Source organism: Thalassovita sp., from assembly GCF_965218685.1.
In the GTDB taxonomy this organism is placed as follows: Bacteria; Pseudomonadota; Alphaproteobacteria; order Rhodobacterales; family Rhodobacteraceae; genus Thalassobius.
Genome location: NZ_OZ244657.1, coordinates 1,335,035 through 1,350,192 on the forward strand (window position 1 = coordinate 1,335,035; position 15,158 = coordinate 1,350,192).

General features: G+C 59.3%; 19 protein-coding genes. 10 read left to right on the forward strand and 9 right to left on the reverse strand.

Annotated elements, in window-relative coordinates:
- Positions 1-3: 3 nt before the first annotated feature.
- The 4 genes from rapZ to ACOQOQ_RS06790 all read left to right on the forward strand — a co-directional run bounded on the left by rapZ (position 4) and on the right by ACOQOQ_RS06790 (position 2,534).
- Positions 4-933, forward strand: coding sequence for an RNase adapter RapZ (gene rapZ, locus ACOQOQ_RS06775; RefSeq protein WP_420569375.1), 930 nt, complete (start codon positions 4-6; stop codon positions 931-933).
- A 12-nt stretch (positions 934-945) separates the two neighbouring features.
- The gene (locus ACOQOQ_RS06780; protein ID WP_420569376.1) at positions 946-1,338 is read left to right on the forward strand and encodes a PTS sugar transporter subunit IIA; all 393 of its coding nucleotides are present in this window, start codon (positions 946-948) and stop codon (positions 1,336-1,338) included.
- A gap of 6 nt (positions 1,339-1,344) precedes the next feature.
- A complete protein-coding gene (locus tag ACOQOQ_RS06785; protein WP_420569377.1) occupies positions 1,345-1,623 on the forward strand; it encodes an HPr family phosphocarrier protein in 279 nt (92 codons plus the stop codon).
- A 62-nt stretch (positions 1,624-1,685) separates the two neighbouring features.
- On the forward strand, positions 1,686-2,534 hold the full coding sequence (locus tag ACOQOQ_RS06790) for a lysophospholipid acyltransferase family protein (RefSeq protein WP_420569378.1): 849 nt from the start codon (positions 1,686-1,688) through the stop codon (positions 2,532-2,534).
- A 2-nt stretch (positions 2,535-2,536) separates the two neighbouring features.
- Here ACOQOQ_RS06790 and ACOQOQ_RS06795 read toward each other — a convergent pair whose 3' ends face one another.
- The gene (locus ACOQOQ_RS06795) at positions 2,537-3,412 is read right to left on the reverse strand and encodes a 3-hydroxybutyryl-CoA dehydrogenase (protein WP_420569379.1); all 876 of its coding nucleotides are present in this window, start codon (positions 3,410-3,412) and stop codon (positions 2,537-2,539) included.
- A gap of 160 nt (positions 3,413-3,572) precedes the next feature.
- Between ACOQOQ_RS06795 and ACOQOQ_RS06800 the strand changes: the two genes are divergently transcribed.
- The 3 genes from ACOQOQ_RS06800 (at position 3,573) to ACOQOQ_RS06810 (ending at position 6,311) form a co-directional block, all read left to right on the forward strand.
- On the forward strand, positions 3,573-4,385 hold the full coding sequence (locus tag ACOQOQ_RS06800; RefSeq protein ID WP_420569380.1) for a DUF6473 family protein: 813 nt from the start codon (positions 3,573-3,575) through the stop codon (positions 4,383-4,385).
- A gap of 127 nt (positions 4,386-4,512) precedes the next feature.
- Complete coding sequence (locus tag ACOQOQ_RS06805) at positions 4,513-4,992, forward strand: GNAT family N-acetyltransferase (protein WP_420569381.1); 480 nt, start codon at positions 4,513-4,515, stop codon at positions 4,990-4,992.
- A 203-nt stretch (positions 4,993-5,195) separates the two neighbouring features.
- Positions 5,196-6,311 carry an alpha-D-ribose 1-methylphosphonate 5-triphosphate diphosphatase gene (locus ACOQOQ_RS06810; protein ID WP_420569382.1) on the forward strand — a complete coding sequence of 372 codons (1,116 nt, stop codon included), beginning with the start codon at positions 5,196-5,198 and terminating at the stop codon, positions 6,309-6,311.
- Positions 6,312-6,367: 56 nt separating this feature from the next.
- Here the strand turns inward: ACOQOQ_RS06810 and ACOQOQ_RS06815 are convergent, their stop codons facing one another.
- From ACOQOQ_RS06815 to ACOQOQ_RS06825, 3 genes are read right to left on the reverse strand one after another with little or no spacing between them, the layout of a single operon-like run.
- Entirely contained in the window at positions 6,368-7,435 is a 1,068-nt protein-coding gene (locus tag ACOQOQ_RS06815; RefSeq protein ID WP_420569383.1) for a 5-(carboxyamino)imidazole ribonucleotide synthase, read from the reverse strand.
- The gene (gene purE, locus ACOQOQ_RS06820; RefSeq protein ID WP_420569384.1) at positions 7,428-7,916 is read right to left on the reverse strand and encodes a 5-(carboxyamino)imidazole ribonucleotide mutase; all 489 of its coding nucleotides are present in this window, start codon (positions 7,914-7,916) and stop codon (positions 7,428-7,430) included. Before purE ends, ACOQOQ_RS06815 begins: the two co-directional genes overlap by 8 nt.
- A 47-nt stretch (positions 7,917-7,963) precedes the next feature.
- Complete coding sequence (locus ACOQOQ_RS06825; protein WP_420569385.1) at positions 7,964-8,188, reverse strand: YdcH family protein; 225 nt, start codon at positions 8,186-8,188, stop codon at positions 7,964-7,966.
- A 160-nt stretch (positions 8,189-8,348) separates the two neighbouring features.
- Here ACOQOQ_RS06825 and ACOQOQ_RS06830 point away from each other — a divergent pair, with 160 nt between their 5' ends.
- Complete coding sequence (locus ACOQOQ_RS06830; RefSeq protein ID WP_420569386.1) at positions 8,349-8,762, forward strand: Hsp20 family protein; 414 nt, start codon at positions 8,349-8,351, stop codon at positions 8,760-8,762.
- 3 nt (positions 8,763-8,765) lie between these two features.
- A complete protein-coding gene (locus ACOQOQ_RS06835) occupies positions 8,766-8,993 on the forward strand; it encodes a DUF1150 family protein (protein WP_420569387.1) in 228 nt (75 codons plus the stop codon).
- A gap of 73 nt (positions 8,994-9,066) precedes the next feature.
- Here the strand turns inward: ACOQOQ_RS06835 and ACOQOQ_RS06840 are convergent, their stop codons facing one another.
- Both ACOQOQ_RS06840 and trxB read right to left on the reverse strand, forming a co-directional pair.
- Positions 9,067-11,139 (reverse strand): bifunctional sulfate adenylyltransferase/adenylylsulfate kinase, encoded by a 2,073-nt coding sequence (locus ACOQOQ_RS06840; protein WP_420569388.1) that lies wholly within the window; start codon positions 11,137-11,139, stop codon positions 9,067-9,069.
- 253 nt (positions 11,140-11,392) lie between these two features.
- A complete protein-coding gene (trxB, locus tag ACOQOQ_RS06845; protein WP_420569389.1) occupies positions 11,393-12,334 on the reverse strand; it encodes a thioredoxin-disulfide reductase in 942 nt (313 codons plus the stop codon).
- 234 nt (positions 12,335-12,568) lie between these two features.
- On the opposite strand from trxB, the gene ACOQOQ_RS06850 reads away from it, so the two are divergent.
- On the forward strand, positions 12,569-13,069 hold the full coding sequence (locus tag ACOQOQ_RS06850; RefSeq protein WP_420569390.1) for an Lrp/AsnC family transcriptional regulator: 501 nt from the start codon (positions 12,569-12,571) through the stop codon (positions 13,067-13,069).
- Positions 13,070-13,081: 12 nt separating this feature from the next.
- On the opposite strand, the gene ACOQOQ_RS06855 is transcribed toward ACOQOQ_RS06850, so the two are convergent.
- From ACOQOQ_RS06855 to pgeF, 3 genes are all read right to left on the reverse strand, one after another.
- The gene (locus ACOQOQ_RS06855) at positions 13,082-13,837 is read right to left on the reverse strand and encodes a Hint domain-containing protein (protein ID WP_420569391.1); all 756 of its coding nucleotides are present in this window, start codon (positions 13,835-13,837) and stop codon (positions 13,082-13,084) included.
- Positions 13,838-14,127: 290 nt separating this feature from the next.
- Positions 14,128-14,271: a hypothetical protein gene (locus tag ACOQOQ_RS06860; RefSeq protein WP_420569392.1), complete on the reverse strand. Its 144-nt coding sequence runs from the start codon at positions 14,269-14,271 to the stop codon at positions 14,128-14,130.
- 131 nt (positions 14,272-14,402) lie between these two features.
- Complete coding sequence (gene pgeF / locus ACOQOQ_RS06865; protein WP_420569393.1) at positions 14,403-15,158, reverse strand: peptidoglycan editing factor PgeF; 756 nt, start codon at positions 15,156-15,158, stop codon at positions 14,403-14,405.

Sequence of the window (15,158 nt, forward strand, 5' to 3'; positions counted from 1 at the left end):
CACATGCAAGATCAGATCGAAAACCAAGGCCAACACAAACGGTTGGTCCTGATTACCGGCCCGTCAGGCGCCGGGCGCAGCACGTCGATCCGCACGTTAGAGGATTTGGGATTCGAGGCGATCGACAACCTGCCGCTCAGCCTGCTGCCCCGTTTGCTTGAGGGGCCACCGCTGGGCAGTGATCTGGCGCTGGGACTGGACGTGCGAAACCGAGATTTCTCGGTTAATGCGCTGATCGAAAGCATTGATCAAATGTCCAATCTGCCGGGTATCAGCCCTGAGGTGCTTTATCTGGACTGTCGCCGAGATGTCTTGTTGCGCCGCTTTTCCGAGACACGCCGCAGGCACCCTTTGGCGCCTGCTGAAAACCCTGATCAGGGCATCGCCCGCGAGCTGGACCTGTTGGTGCCTATCAAGGCTCGCGCCGACATTCTGATCGACAGCTCGGAAATGACACCGCACGACCTGAAGGCCGAGGTCGAGCGTCTGTTCACGGGCGAAACCGGGAGGCATCTGGCCGTTTCCGTAAACTCGTTCTCCTATAAACGTGGGCTGCCGCGCGGGATGGATATGGTTTTCGACTGCCGTTTTCTGCGTAACCCTTATTGGGACGAAAGCCTGCGCGGTTTGGATGGGCGCAGCGACGGCGTGGTCGACTATGTCTCGCAGGATGCGCGGTTCGATGGGTTTTTCCAGCGCGTGTTTGACCTTACGGAAATGCTGCTGCCCGCCTACCGGGACGAGGGCAAAGCCCATTTTGCCATTGGTTTTGGTTGCACCGGTGGACAACATCGTTCGGTTGCAATTGCAGAAAAGCTGTCCAAGGCCCTTGCGGATCATGGGTGGCAAGTGTCAACTAGGCACAGAGAAATTGAGCGCAAGGAAAATGCTGCATCGCAGCCAATCGGCGCTTTGAACGTGACGGCTAAGTAAAGGAAGGCAAGCGTGATCGGTATCGTCATCGTCGCGCATGGTGGGCTGGCCCGGGAATACCTGGCCGCAGTCGAACATGTGGTCGGAGCCCAAAACGGAATCCGTGCGATCTCGATCGAGCAAGAGCATGACCGCAGCCAGAAACAGCGCGAAATTTGCGAGGCCGCGGACTCGGTCGATCAGGGCGAGGGCGTGGTTGTCGTCACCGACATGTTCGGTGGATCGCCGTCAAACCTTTCGTTGCTGGCCTGTCAGCCCGAGGGTCGCCGAATTCTTTACGGGGCAAATTTGCCAATGCTGATCAAGCTGGCAAAAAGCCGCCACATGACCGTAGCCGATGCTGTCCGCAGCGCCACAGAGGCGGGACGCAAGTATATTGACAGCCAAAACATTTCCCAAGATTGATGCCGCATGACTGAAACGACGCTACGCAACCTGAAAATTGTGAATGAAAAGGGCCTGCACGCCCGTGCTTCGGCCAAACTGGTCGAAGTGGTCGAAGGCTTCGATGCGCGTGCCGAGGTCAGCCGCGACGGCATGTCGGCCTCGGGCGACAGTATTATGGGGCTTTTGATGTTGGCAGCCTCGAAGGGAACCACTATTGAGGTGCGGACCTCGGGCGCGGATGCGGCCGCCTTGGCCGACGCCATCGAAACCCTTGTGGCGGACCGGTTCGGGGAAGACATGTAAGCGCCGTCTGGCGCAATGAAAGTGGTGCCCTCGCGTTGGAAGACAAAGCTAGCGAACAACAAATGCATGTAGCGCATGAGGTCGAGCACACGACCTATGACCGGCGCTCGCTGACCTATGCGAGCACTTTTGACAGCCCCATGACCGCGCTGACGATCAAGACCATTGAATGGCTGACCGGTAAGTTTTCGATTCTTCGGATGATCCGCAAGTTCGAACGTCAGGGCGCGCCGCAAGGTCAGGCTTTTTGGCGTGCGGCATTGGATGTCATGGGCATTCCGCTGCTGACCCCTCAGGAACAGATTGATCGCATTCCGCTAGAAGGTCCCGTTGTCGTGGTTGCCAACCACCCGCATGGCCTGGTCGACGGCATGGTTCTGGCCGAGCTGATCGGGCGCCGCCGCGATGATTACCGCATCCTGACCCGCGCCCTGCTGACAGGTATCGACGAGGTCGCATCGTCCTACCTGATCCCGGTGCCCTTCCCACACGAGGAAGACGCGCAGCGCAAGTTCGTGGAAATGCGGGCCCAAGCGATGGCGATGCTGAAAAAGGGTGGGCTGATCACCGTCTTCCCTTCGGGTGTTGTGTCATCCTCGGAAACCATGTTCGGGCCGGCGATCGAGGCAGAGTGGAATGTTTTCACCGCGCAGATGATCCGCCGTTCGGGCGCGCGCGTTGTGCCGATCTATTTCCCCGGATCGAATTCACGTTGGTACCAGATGGCCAACCGAATTTCGGCCACCCTGCGCCAAAGCCTGCTGCTGCACGAGATCGTCCACAGCTGTAACAAGCCGCAAAAGCCCATCGTTGGCCACCCGCTGACGGACGCCCAGATGGAGCGTCTAAGCAGTGACCCGCGCGGCTTTATGGCCTGGCTGCGCGAGCACACATTGTCGTTGAAAGACTGACGCTAGCGCGTCGGTACGGGCGTTTCCCCGCGATAGTCATAGAACCCGCGTTGGGTCTTGCGGCCCAGCCAGCCGGCCTCGACATACTTGGTCAACAGCGGGCAGGGGCGATATTTCGTGTCCGCCAACCCGTCGTGCAGCACGTGCATGATCGCCAGGCAGGTATCCAGACCGATGAAATCGGCCAGTTCCAGCGGGCCCATCGGATGGTTGGCCCCCAGCTTCATCGCGCTATCAATCGAGGCCACGTTGCCCACGCCCTCGTACAGGGTATAGCAGGCCTCGTTGATCATCGGCACCAGGATGCGGTTCACGATGAAGGCCGGAAAATCCGAGGCGCTGGCCGCGGTCTTATCCAGATTGTTCACGATTTTCAGGCAGGCCTGATAGGTCTCTTCATCCGTGGCGATGCCGCGGATCAGTTCGACCAGTTTCATCACCGGAACCGGGTTCATGAAGTGAAAGCCCATGAAGCGCTCGGGGCGATCGGTGCGGCTGGCCAGACGAGTGATCGAAATCGAAGAGGTGTTCGTGGTCAGGATCGTCTGCGGCGCCAGATGGGGCAGCAGGGTTTCGAAAATCTTGTTCTTAACGTCCTCACGCTCGGTTGCGGCCTCGATGATCAGGTCCTGAGGGCCAAGATCCGGCAGATCCATGGTGGTTTTGATGCGCGCGAAAGCCTCGGCCTTGGCGTCAGCGTCAAGCAGATTGCGGCTGACTTGACGTTCCATGTTCTTGTCGATCAGGGCCAAGGCTGCGTTCAGCGCGTCCTGATTGATATCATTCAACATGACATCATAGCCGGCGACAGCCATCACATGAGCGATCCCGTTGCCCATCTGGCCCGCGCCGATCACCCCAACCGATTTGATTTCCATGCGCCTCGATCCTCTCTCTCAGTTTGAGTGGAGCATACGCATGCGGCCAAGGATGCCGCAAGGGCATCGAGTGTCGAAAATTCGAGGTGAATTGGAAATTTAGCAGTTTTTCAATGAGTTCCCCTGATTCTCGTTCCTGGGTGAAAATATGGTGGGTGAGATGACCTATGAACACGCTGGGGCGGGGGCCCTTGACTATCTATCCTGTGGCTATGGCCAGACGAGGCTGCAATTTCGGGGGCCTGAAAAGTCGTTGGATCAGCCCTATGCAGCCTTCATTGGCGGGACCGAAACCTATGGCAAATTTGTTCCGCGACCCTATCCGTCGTTGATCGAGGATATGTCCGGCGTTACCGCCGTTAATTTGGGGGTGATCAACGCGGGGATCGAGACGTTTCGGTCCGATCAGACCGTGTTGGACATTGCGCGCGGGGCCGAATTCGTCGTGCTGCAGCTTATGGGGCCGGAGTATGTCAGTAATCGATATTACTCGGTACATCCGCGCCGCAATGACCGCTTCGTACGCGCCAATCGCGTTCTGCGGGACCTTTATCCCGAAGTGGACTTTACCGAGTTTCATTTCGTCGGCCATTTGCTGCACCGGTTACGCCGCGTCTCGGTCAGGAAATTCTCGAAGGTGATCGGGGAATGCCGGCGTGAATGGCTGACCTCTTACGCCAGTCTGCTGCACAGGATTGGCCGTCCGGTTGTTGTTCTTTGGTTGCCAAGGCACGCGCAACCACGCGGGGTTTCTGACGATTTCGTCAATGAGCGCTTGCTGGCCCCGTTGGAAAAACGATGTGCAGCAATGGTGCATGTTGCGCCTGATCGGGCAGCGACAACCGAGGGGACCGCGGGAATGGTCTTCGGTCAGATGGAGGGCTTTGCCGCCGCCGACCTGCCAAATCCCAAGATGCACGCTGCAATCGCCGAGGCGCTGAATAAGGCTTTGATCCGTGCAGGATTGGCTTAGGGGTGCCAAAACCTTGGGCGATTTGGGACAAGAGCTGCCGCAACACAAACCGTTTCGTTTGAAATTCGGGGGGCAGGGCATAGCCTGTTCAGGCGGTCGCAAAATTGGCCGGCGGAAAGAGTTTCAAATGATACGGGGCTTCGAACCCACTGATGCAGACCAAGCGGCCTCTTTGTTGGCCCGAGCCTATGAGCGAGATGACGAACTGAACCTGGTCCAGTCGCTGCGCGAAAGGGGGGAGCTGCAAACAGAGCTTGTCTGGGATCAGGATGGCGTGATCCTTGGTCACGCAACGATGGCGCGTCACCTGCATCCCATTGGCTGGCAAACGATCAGTACCGTTGCGGTGGACGCTTCGGTGCGTGGGCAGGGCATCGGCAGCGATCTGGTGCGCGCCTGCCTAGAAGCCGCACGTCAGGCAGACGCTGGCGCCGTCACTGTGCTGGGCAATGTGCGCTATTATCAAAGGTTTGGCTTTACACGCTCGGCCGCCGAGGCGCTGGAAACGCCGTTTTCCAGGGATGAAACCCTGATGTATCCAATCCGCATCGAGAACGCCGGGATCATGGCCGAGCTTGTCTACCCGGCGCCATATTCTCGGTCCTAAGGTTCGATTGTCCAGCCGTATCCGTAGTGAGTGCATTTACCATGCCACTTGGTGTTGCGCGATCTTTCATATTGGGAAACCCGGATGGTCATTGCGCAGACGCTGGAATTCATCGAAAACGGGGCGCCCGATCAAGACAGGACCAGGTCTGGGGAGGGCCGAATTTCACTTGCTCGATAGGGCCATGTTCAGGGAATCGCGGTATGCAGACATTGTCTTTGACCTTGCAAAACGCGCAGGTGCTGCGACCCGATGGAGTTTCTGTCGGGGATTTGAGCCTGCATGCAGGGCAGATCGTCGACACATGCCCCGGCCGCCAGATTGACCTAAGCGGGTTTCACATAAGGCCGGGGATTATCGATGTGCACGGGGACGGGTTTGAGCGTCATCTGGCACCACGACGCGGTGCGATGAAGGATCTCTCGGTCGGGCTGGCCGCAACCGAGGCCGAGCTGGCCGCGAACGGGATCACCACAGCCGTACTGGCCCAGTTCTGGAGCTGGGAGGGCGGCATGCGCGGACCCGATTTTGCCCTGCGGATGCTGCAGGCGCTGGAACGCTATGACAGTCAAGGCACCGACATGCGCGTTCAGCTGCGGTTCGAAACTCACATGCTGGAGGATTACGCGCAGATCATTCAGATCGTCGAACGCCATGGCATCGGCTTTGTCGTGTTCAACGACCATCTACCCCATGACGCGCTGGACAGGGGCAAGCGCCCCCCAAGATTGACCGGGCAGGCGCTGAAGGGCGGGCGCTCACCCGAGGCGCACCTTGAAATGCTCAAGGCGCTGCATGCCAACGGACCGCAGGTACCACAGGCGATGGCCGGGCTTGCGGAACGCTTGGCGGGCATGGGGGTGATCATGGGCAGCCATGATGATCGGACGCCCGAGGCGCGGCTGCAGGCGCGGAACATGGGATTGCGCGTGTCCGAGTTTCCCGAAACCCGCGTGGCTGCCGAGGCTGCCTCTGCCAGCGGCGACCCAATTGTACTGGGCGCGCCTAACGTCGTTCGGGGGGGGTCGCATTCAGGGAATGTCAGCGCGGTCGAGTTGATTGCGGATGGGTTGGGCGACGCCTTGGCATCGGATTACCACTATCCCGCGCCGCTTCAGGCAGCGTGGGCGTTGGGGCGTTGGGACCTGGTTTCGGAGGGCCCTGCGCACCTGCTGGGGCTCGAAGATCGGGGCCGCATTGAGCCGGGAAAAAGGGCCGATCTGGTAGTGCTGGACAGCCAAGGGCGGGTTGGCGCTACAATAGCCGGAGGACAAGTGACCCACCTGAGCGGAGAGGCAGCAGCCCGTTTTATCGGCTAGGGCCCGCGCAGCGCATTCGGCGCAGCACGGTGAATAATTCTTGGCGGAGTAACAGGCTAGCCGCGGATGCGGTTGACGTGACCCATCTTGCGGCCAGGCTTGGTTTCGGCTTTGCCATAAAGATGCAGCGCGGCGTTCGGTTCGGCCGCGATCGCGGGAACGCGGTCCATGTCGTCACCAATCAGGTTTTCCATCACCACGTCCGAGTGGCGCGAGCCATCCCCCAAAGGCCAACCAGCAACGGCGCGGATGTGTTGTTCGAACTGATCGATGGCGCAGCCATTCTGCGTCCAGTGGCCCGAGTTGTGCACGCGCGGTGCGATCTCGTTCACGATCAGACCCTTGGACGTGACGAACAGCTCGACCCCCATGGTGCCAACATACGCCAGCGCGTTCAGGATTTTTCCGGTCAGCAGAACGGCGTCCATTTTCTGGCTGCCGGTCAGGTTGGCAGGCACGGTGGTGGTGTGCAGGATACCATCGCGGTGGACGTTTTCGCCGGGGTCAAAACAGGCCACCTGACCGTCCGCGGCACGGGTGCCAATGACCGAGACCTCGTGGGTGAAGTTCACGAAGCCTTCTAGGATGGCGGGGGCGCCAGCCATGTCGGCCAGTGCCTTTTCGGCGTCATCCGGCGATTTCAGGCGCGATTGCCCTTTGCCGTCATAGCCAAAACGGCGGGTTTTCAGGATAGCGGGTGCGCCGATTTCTTCGATCGCCTCCGCCAGATCCACCTCGTCATCGACGGCGGCAAAGGGGGCGGTTTGCAGGCCCAGCTCGGACAGAAAAGCCTTTTCGGTCAGGCGATCCTGACTGACGGCCAGCGCCCGGCGGTTGGGACGGATCGGTTTCAGCGATTCCAGAATATCCAGCGCCGAGGTGGGAATGTTCTCGAACTCATAGGTGATCACGTCCACGGTTTCGGCAAAGGCGCGCAGGGCGGCCTCGTCCTCGTAGGCGGCCGTGGTCACGGTGTGGGCCACGTCCGCAGCGGGCGGGTTGGTGCCCGGCTCGAAGATATGGGTCTTGAAGCCCAGCCGCGAGGCCGCGACGGATAGCATTCGGCCTAATTGGCCGCCGCCCAGAATGCCAATGGTTGCGCCGGTTTGCAGTACGTCAGTCATCGGAAGGCTCGTCAGGAATAGAGGCAGAAAGGGCATCGCGCCAGGCGTCCAGACGCTGGGCGATCTCGGGGTCATTGTTGGCCAGAATGCCGGCGGCCATCAGGCCCGCGTTCTTGGCACCAGCGCCGCCGATGGCCATGGTCGCAACAGGGAAGCCGCGGGGCATTTGCAGGATCGAGTACAGGCTGTCGACACCGGACAGGGCCTTGGTCTGCACCGGAACGCCGATTACCGGCACACGGGTTTTCGAGGCCATCATGCCCGGCAGATGCGCAGCGCCTCCGGCACCGGCGATAATCACGTGCAAACCGCGGTCCACAGCGGTTTTGCCATAGGTCCACAGACGGTCAGGGGTTCGGTGAGCGGACACGATCTTGGCCTCGTATGCGATGCCCAGTTCGTCCAGCACATCGGCTGCTTCTTTCATGGTGGGCCAGTCCGATTGGCTGCCCATGATGATGCCCACTTTTACGTCAGTCATTCTGCGCCCCTTATTCTGCGAGCGCGCACTATAGCCAAGGCCGTCGTTTACGCAATGATATCCGGCGTCAAACGATCCTCGATGATCGCGATCATGTCCTTGAGACGTAGTTTTTTCTTTTTCAGGCGCCGAATGGTCAACTGATCGGCGGTTCCGCGTTCGACCATGGCCGTGATGGCCTGATCCAGATCGCGGTGTTCTTGCCGAAAAACCTCAAGCTCCACCCGCAGGACTTCTTCGGTTTTCATCGAAATGTCGCTTTGGGCGTTCATGGCTATGATTCTTATTGTTGGCTACCTGCGTAACATACTGAAAACCAACCTTTTCGCAAAGCCCTTGCGCCCACGCGTCGCGATGCCCATATTTCTTTCAACGGGTCGCCTGATTGGGGCCCACCAAACTGGACTGTCGCTTAAACGTAAGGACGTGCCGATGACTAAACTTACCTTGGGGTCTCACCCGTACATGCTGGGCTTTGACCAGCTGGAGCGCTTGCTGGAGCGCAATGCGAAATCGGGGAACGAAGGGTATCCGCCCTTCAATATCGAGCAGACCTCAGAGAATTCCTACAGAATCACCCTGGCCGTCGCCGGTTTCGCCGAGGACGAGCTGGCCATAACCGTCGAGGATCGACAACTGGTGATCCGGGGACGTCAGCGCGAGGATAACGACGGCCGCATTTTCCTGCATCGCGGGATTGCTGCTCGTCAGTTTCAGCGCAGCTTCGTTCTGGCCGATGGGGTCGAAGTAGGCGAGGCCGTCATGGAAAACGGCCTGCTGCATGTCGACCTGACGCGCGCCTTACCGGAAACGGTGGTTCAGAGGATCAACATAAAGAAAGGGTAAGTCATGGATACCAAGTATGATTTCGATCAGGACGCCGAGGATCGCATCGTCTATGTCCGCCGCGTGAATGTTGCGGACCTGCCCGAAGAGCTGCAAGAGGCGGTGGAAGGCGAGGAAACGCTTTATGCGGTCCATTCGGCCGAAGGCGAACGTCTGGCGGTCGTCAAGGATCGCAAACTGGCCTTTCTTCTGGCGCGTCAGCATGAATACGAGCCTGTCGCGGTACACTGATCGTCACAGACACACACGAACGAAAACGCCCCGCTGATTTCAGCGGGGCGTTTCTGTTTCAATCCTGAACGGATCAGGTGGCCGAGATCAGGCCCATCGATTCCAGCTTAAGCAGGACCTGGTGGGCGCAGTTGTCCACATCGACGTTTTCGGTCTCGACGGACAGTTCGGGGTCTACGGGCACATCATAAGGGTCCGAGATGCCGGTGAACTCTTTGATCTTGCCTTCGCGCGCCAGCTTGTACAGGCCTTTGCGGTCGCGGCGTTCACACTCTTCGATCGAGGTCGCAACGTGGATTTCGACGAAGGCGCCGAACTGTTCCACGTCTTCGCGAACGGCACGGCGGGTGGTTGCGTAAGGCGCGATGGGCGCACAGATCGCGATACCACCGTTCTTGGTGATTTCGCTGGCCACATAGCCGATACGACGGATGTTCAGGTCGCGGTGCTCTTTGCTGAAGCCCAGCTCGGAGGACAGGTTCTTACGAACGATATCACCATCCAGCAGGGTCACCGGGCGGCCGCCCATTTCCATCAGCTTGACCATCAGCGCGTTGGCGATGGTGGATTTACCCGAGCCCGAGAAGCCGGTGAAGAAGACGGTAAAGCCCTGTTTCGAACGCGGCGGCGAAGTGCGGCGCAGTTCCTTGACCACTTCGGGGAACGAGAACCATTCAGGAATTTCCAGACCTTCGCGCAGACGACGGCGCAATTCAGTGCCCGAGATGTTCAGGATGGTGACGTCATCTTTGTCTTTGATTTCGTCGATGGCTTCGTATTGCGCACGCTCCGAGACCCAAACCATGTGCTTGAAGTCGACCATTTCGAGGCCGATTTCATCCTCGTGCTGGCGGAACAGCTCTTGTGCATCATAGGGGCCATAGAAATCTTCGCCCTGGCTGTTTTTGCCGGGGCCAGCGTGGTCGCGGCCAACGATGAAGTGGGTGCAGCCGTGGTTGGCGCGGATCAGGCCGTGCCAGACAGCCTCGCGCGGGCCAGCCATCCGCATGGCCAGGTTCAGCAGCGACATGGTGGTGGTGGACTGGGGGTACTTGTCCAGGACTGCCTCGTAGCAGCGTACGCGGGTGAAGTGGTCAACGTCGCCCGGTTTGGTCATGCCAACAACGGGGTGGATCAGCAGGTTGGCCTCGGCCTCGCGCGCGGCGCGGAAGGTCAGCTCTTGGTGGGCGCGGTGCAGCGGGTTGCGGGTCTGGAATGCAACCACTTTGCGCCAGCCCAGCTTGCGGAAATAGGCGCGCAGTTCGTTCGGGGTGTCGCGGCGACCGCGGAAGTCATAGTGCACGGGCTGCTGGATGCCGGTGACCGGGCCACCCAGATAAATTTTGCCAGCGGTGTTGTGCAGATAGTTCACGGCGGGGTGTGCATCATCATCGGCGCCAAAGACTTTCTCGGCTTCGATGGCTTTGTTCGGCTCCCAGCGGTCGGTGACGGTCATAGTGCCCAGGATCACGCCTTCCTGATCGCGCAGGGCGATGTCCTGGCCGATTTCAAGTTTCTCGGCGAACTCTTCGCTGACATCCAGGTTGATGGGCATCGGCCACAGCGAACCATCGGCCAGGCGCATGTTCTCGACAACGCCATTGTAGTCTTCCTCGGTCAGGAAGCCCTTCAGCGGGTTGAAGCCGCCGTTCATCAGCAGTTCCAGATCGCAGATCTGGCGGGGGGTCAGATCCCAGCTAACCAGATCGGCTGCTTCGACCTTCAGTTTCTGGGCCGAGTCATACGACACGTACAGCTCGGGGATGGGTGCAAGATTATTTTGCATGATTTGTATCCTACTCTTGAAAGGAATAAGGCCACTGGTCGTGCCGGTAAGTTCAGCATGCAGAGCTTCGTACTCTGCAAATTTTCGGTTCAGGAATTGATCGGTAAGCCGGTTCTTCTCGGCCGCGCCGCGGGTCGTGATCGCATAGGCGAAGCGCTGACGCTTGTCGGGTCCATTGCGTTCTGTGACCTTGATCAGCCCGGCATCGGCGGTGGTGCGCAAGAGCGTATTCAGGCGACCCAATGAGACCCCAAGCGCACTTGCCGTCGCCCGCTGTGTGGCCTCTGGCGCGATATCCAGCTGGCGCAGCAGGCGAAAGAGCATATCCTCTTCGGCGGCGTTAGGTTTGGGGGGGTTCATTGCGAGTCTCTGGCGGGCGGATCAATATGTGTTCACGAGTGAACGCATATCAGTCAAAGTGTGTTCAGCAAAGAACAGACTTGCCGCTGCGACGTAAATTCACAATTTAAGGTAGGCTTTCTGCATTTTTAAGCAGAAGCGGAACCTGGTTCCATGCGCAGCCACAAGTGTGATGGCCTGCGCCACGGTCACGCGCATTTGCGGAACAAGGTGTGACGCGCTTCGGGGGTGTTCCCCCAAAGCGCGTACTTGATTATTCCTGTTCGGCCAGCCAGCGTTCGGCGTCCAGGGCCGCCATGCACCCCATTCCGGCGCTGGTCACGGCCTGACGGTATTTGTGGTCGGTCAGATCGCCTGCCGCAAAAACACCGGGGATCGACGTTTCGGTCGTGCCGGGCTTGACCGAGACATAGCCGCCGTTGTGCAGCTCCAGCACGTCCTTAACCAGCTCGTTAGCTGGCGCGTGGCCGATGGCGACGAATACGCCTTTGCACGGGATCTCGGATACTTCGCCGGTTTCCACATGTTTGACGCGCACCGCGGTGACGCCTTTGGGATTGTCCTCGCCGACGACCTCATCCAGCACGTGGTGCCAAAGAGGTTCGATCTTTTCGTTCTTCATCAGCCGGTCGATTAAGATCTTTTCGGCGCGCAGCTCGTCGCGGCGGTGGATCAGCGTGACCTTGCTGGCGAAGTTGGTCAGGAAAAGCGCCTCTTCCACGGCGGTATTGCCGCCACCGATCACCACGATTTCCTGGCCCCGATAAAAGAAGCCGTCGCAGGTAGCGCAGGCCGAGACGCCAAAGCCCTTATAGGCCTCTTCGCTTTCCAAACCCAGCCACTTGGCGCGGGCGCCGGTGCACAGGATCACCGCGTCAGCAGTATAGACGGTGCCGCTGTCGCCGGTCGCTTTGAACGGACGCGAGCTGGTATCCAGATCAGTGATGATGTCGCCGACGATCTCGCAGCCCATTGCTGCGGCGTGCTCCTGCATCTTGATCATCAGGTCGGGGCCCTGAACCTCGGTGAAGCCGGGATAGTTCTCAACCTCGGTGGTGGTGGTCAACTGGCCGCCGGGTTCGATCCCCTGCACCAGAATGGGGCTCAGCATTGCGCGGCTGGCGTATACGCCCGCGGTATAGCCCGCAGGCCCCGAGCCAATGATCAGAACCTTGGTGTGACGCGTTTCGGCCATGGAATCCTCTTTCGCTTGTCTGGCGTTCCACAGGGATATAATGGTCTGCTGCTCTGGCGAAAAGCCCTTGTTATGCGTGGGGCGGCATTGCGTGCCGGGCAAAGCTTGGATTTCGGCCTCAGATTAGAAAATCAGCGAGATTGAAAATTTAATGTAACTATCTTGCTGAGGTGCGAAACTTTATTGCGTCTCCGTGTTGGTTGCTATAAGAAACCAATCCATAGGAGGATTGTTATGCCGACCTCGCGTCTTGACCCCATTGATCGGAAAATTCTGGCTGAATTGCAGGCTGATGGCCGAATGACCAATGTTGAATTGGCCAAGCGTGTCGGGATTTCCGCGCCTCCGTGTTTGCGCCGGGTGCGCACTTTGGAAGAGTCGGGCTTTATCCAAGGCTACCACGCCCGTGTGGATTCACGCGAATTGGGTTTCGAGGTGCAAGTTTTCGCCATGGTCGGTCTGCAAAGTCAGGCCGAGTCGGACCTGAGCGCGTTCGAGCAGCGTTGCCGTGAATGGCCGCTGGTCCGCGAATGCCACATGCTGAACGGCGAGGTGGACTTTATCCTGAAATGCGTGGCGCCGGACCTGAGCACGTTCCAGTCTTTCCTGACCGAACAATTGACGGCCGCGGACAACGTGGCCAGTGTGAAAACCTCGCTGGTGATCCGCAACGCCAAGGACGATCCGGGCGTGCCCTTTGATGTGTTGGAAGAGCGGCTCAGCCGCTCTGCCTGACGTTTTCCGAACTTAGTAAATTGCGGCGCGCAGGTGCGCGGCCTCGTCCTGATGCGGATGCAGCATCGGGCCAAATTCGGCCATGCTGCGCAGATGCGGGAACAGGCTGAGGAACAACCGCAGCAATTCCGGGCCCAGCATTTCGGCCTTGTAGCGGCCAGGATGATAGGACTCCAACTGCAGCCCACCAGCAAGGATGGTCGCATGGCGCGGCAGGCAGATGTGATAGACGCGCGTCGGCGCGGGCGGGGTCAGTTGGAATACGCCGTCTCCATCCACCAGGTCATGGGCGGGCACATAGGTGGCGCCCGCATCCTCTCCGCGCAACATCCGCGCGCCCGGCCCCAGGATCATATCGACGACAGGTCGCCCGATCCCAAACCTGTCGGCCATGATTCGCACCAGGCTGGTGCGTTCGGGCCGATCGCTGGGCATGTTCGGGATCACCTGCATCGAGCCGACCCACATCACCGGCAACGCGCCGTACTCCAGGGTTTCGACTAACATTCCGGGGGCCAGATCCTCGATCGCGCAGGGACCATCGGCGGTCGAGATCAACAGACCTCGGCCAAAGGCGGAAAACGCAGCCTCGAACGAGGGCAGACTAGGCGCGATGACCTGACGATACTCGGGCGTTTGAGCATCGGAAAGATGGGCGATGTCATACCGACGGGTGGGCAAGGGACGGCGCTGCATCCCCGCGGGCGTGGGCCGAAGGTTGTGAGAGAGAGTTGCTTCCGTATCGAAGACGGGGGCAATTTTATTCATGTACGCACCTATTCAGGTTCGTCACATCCGCGTCGGCCCCCACCGACAACGACAGAAGGACAGGTTTCCAACTGTTGATATGGAAATAGTGAGCGCAAAGGCGGTGAATTGTCAAAAATTCTTGGCTATTGTGTCCTCGCGTCAGGGTAGATCACGCGTCAGCTCAAGGATTGTTTCGCCAGCCTGAACAGATGGGCCGTATTTCGCGACCGGGACTCGAATCGCCCGAAAAAAATGGCCGCCAGAATTGAGGCGGCCAGATCAGTTGGGGCATGAAACGTATTTGGGGATCAACCAGCGCGACGGTCATCCTGCGCAGGCTTGGAGGCCGCGGCTTTGGCGGCTTTGCTTTGGCGCGCCCACGGCAGGGCCGGCATCTCGGATTTCGAGGTTTCGATAACGGATTTCATCCAGCGTTTCTGAGTGCGTGCCATTCTGACTGCTCCTGCGACTCGGGGTTCTTTGTTGTTCTGGAAACAATCTGCCCTGCCAATGAGGCATTGTTTGGGCGTCAGTCCCAAGACTTTGCGGAAGAATTGTGTCAGAGCAGTGCCGGCCGGCCTGCTTACAGCCGAATGACCGAGATCAGGCGGCCATAGTCGGCCTCTTTTTCGTGGGTCGTACGACGGTAGGAAAAGAATCGCTGCGGGTCCGAGTAGGTGCAATGCTGGATCCACCCCGCCGAGCCTACGCCCGCCGCTTGCAGCCGGTGCAAGCCGTATGCGGGCAGGTCAAACATTTGCCGGTCGCCATTGCCTTGGATGAAAAAGCGGCTGTTTTCGGGATCATCACTTAGGAAGCTGTCCAGAAACTCGGGGCCGACTTCGTAGGCGCGTTGACTGATCGAGGGTCCGACGACCGCGCTGATCTTCTCTCGCGTGGCGCCCAGATCGACCATGGACTGAACAGTGTTCTCCAAAATACCGTCCAGCGCGCCGCGCCAGCCGGCATGAGCTGCGCCTATCACACCCGCATCGGCATCCGCGAACAGAACCGGCTGACAATCTGCGGTCAGGATACCCAAGGCCAGGCCGGGCACATCGGTGACCATTGCATCTGCGGGACCGGTGTTCTGGTCAGCGCTTCGGATCACCTCGACATCGGCCGAGTGGGTCTGGTGGATGGTCACCAGTGCCGCAGAGGCGACATCCATCGCCTGGGCGACGCGGGCACGATTAATCGTGACGATTTCCTTTTGATCGGACGAGCCATAGCCGCAATTCAGCCCCTGAAACACACCGGACGAGGCCCCTCCCTTGCGGGTGAAGAACCCGTGCTGCACGTCGCGCAGATCGTCCGAGGTCAGGATTTCAAGTGTCAT

What these genes read in the sequence shown, in the direction of transcription:
- purE (WP_420569384.1), bottom strand. Translation starts at nt 7,916, where the DNA reads ATGACTGACGTAAAAGTGGGCATCATCATGGGCAGCCAATCGGACTGG.
- ACOQOQ_RS06815 (WP_420569383.1), bottom strand. Translation starts at nt 7,435, where the DNA reads ATGACTGACGTACTGCAAACCGGCGCAACCATTGGCATTCTGGGCGGC.
- ACOQOQ_RS06810 (WP_420569382.1), top strand. Translation starts at nt 5,196, where the DNA reads ATGCAGACATTGTCTTTGACCTTGCAAAACGCGCAGGTGCTGCGACCC.
- ACOQOQ_RS06825 (WP_420569385.1), bottom strand. Translation starts at nt 8,188, where the DNA reads ATGAACGCCCAAAGCGACATTTCGATGAAAACCGAAGAAGTCCTGCGG.
- ACOQOQ_RS06855 (WP_420569391.1), bottom strand. Translation starts at nt 13,837, where the DNA reads ATGAATAAAATTGCCCCCGTCTTCGATACGGAAGCAACTCTCTCTCAC.
- ACOQOQ_RS06835 (WP_420569387.1), top strand. Translation starts at nt 8,766, where the DNA reads ATGGATACCAAGTATGATTTCGATCAGGACGCCGAGGATCGCATCGTC.
- ACOQOQ_RS06785 (WP_420569377.1), top strand. Translation starts at nt 1,345, where the DNA reads ATGACTGAAACGACGCTACGCAACCTGAAAATTGTGAATGAAAAGGGC.
- trxB (WP_420569389.1), bottom strand. Translation starts at nt 12,334, where the DNA reads ATGGCCGAAACGCGTCACACCAAGGTTCTGATCATTGGCTCGGGGCCT.
- pgeF (WP_420569393.1), bottom strand. Translation starts at nt 15,158, where the DNA reads ATGACACTTGAAATCCTGACCTCGGACGATCTGCGCGACGTGCAGCAC.
- ACOQOQ_RS06860 (WP_420569392.1), bottom strand. Translation starts at nt 14,271, where the DNA reads ATGGCACGCACTCAGAAACGCTGGATGAAATCCGTTATCGAAACCTCG.
- ACOQOQ_RS06795 (WP_420569379.1), bottom strand. Translation starts at nt 3,412, where the DNA reads ATGGAAATCAAATCGGTTGGGGTGATCGGCGCGGGCCAGATGGGCAAC.
- ACOQOQ_RS06790 (WP_420569378.1), top strand. Translation starts at nt 1,686, where the DNA reads ATGCATGTAGCGCATGAGGTCGAGCACACGACCTATGACCGGCGCTCG.
- ACOQOQ_RS06800 (WP_420569380.1), top strand. Translation starts at nt 3,573, where the DNA reads ATGACCTATGAACACGCTGGGGCGGGGGCCCTTGACTATCTATCCTGT.
- ACOQOQ_RS06850 (WP_420569390.1), top strand. Translation starts at nt 12,569, where the DNA reads ATGCCGACCTCGCGTCTTGACCCCATTGATCGGAAAATTCTGGCTGAA.
- ACOQOQ_RS06830 (WP_420569386.1), top strand. Translation starts at nt 8,349, where the DNA reads ATGACTAAACTTACCTTGGGGTCTCACCCGTACATGCTGGGCTTTGAC.
- ACOQOQ_RS06840 (WP_420569388.1), bottom strand. Translation starts at nt 11,139, where the DNA reads ATGAACCCCCCCAAACCTAACGCCGCCGAAGAGGATATGCTCTTTCGC.
- rapZ (WP_420569375.1), top strand. Translation starts at nt 4, where the DNA reads ATGCAAGATCAGATCGAAAACCAAGGCCAACACAAACGGTTGGTCCTG.
- ACOQOQ_RS06805 (WP_420569381.1), top strand. Translation starts at nt 4,513, where the DNA reads ATGATACGGGGCTTCGAACCCACTGATGCAGACCAAGCGGCCTCTTTG.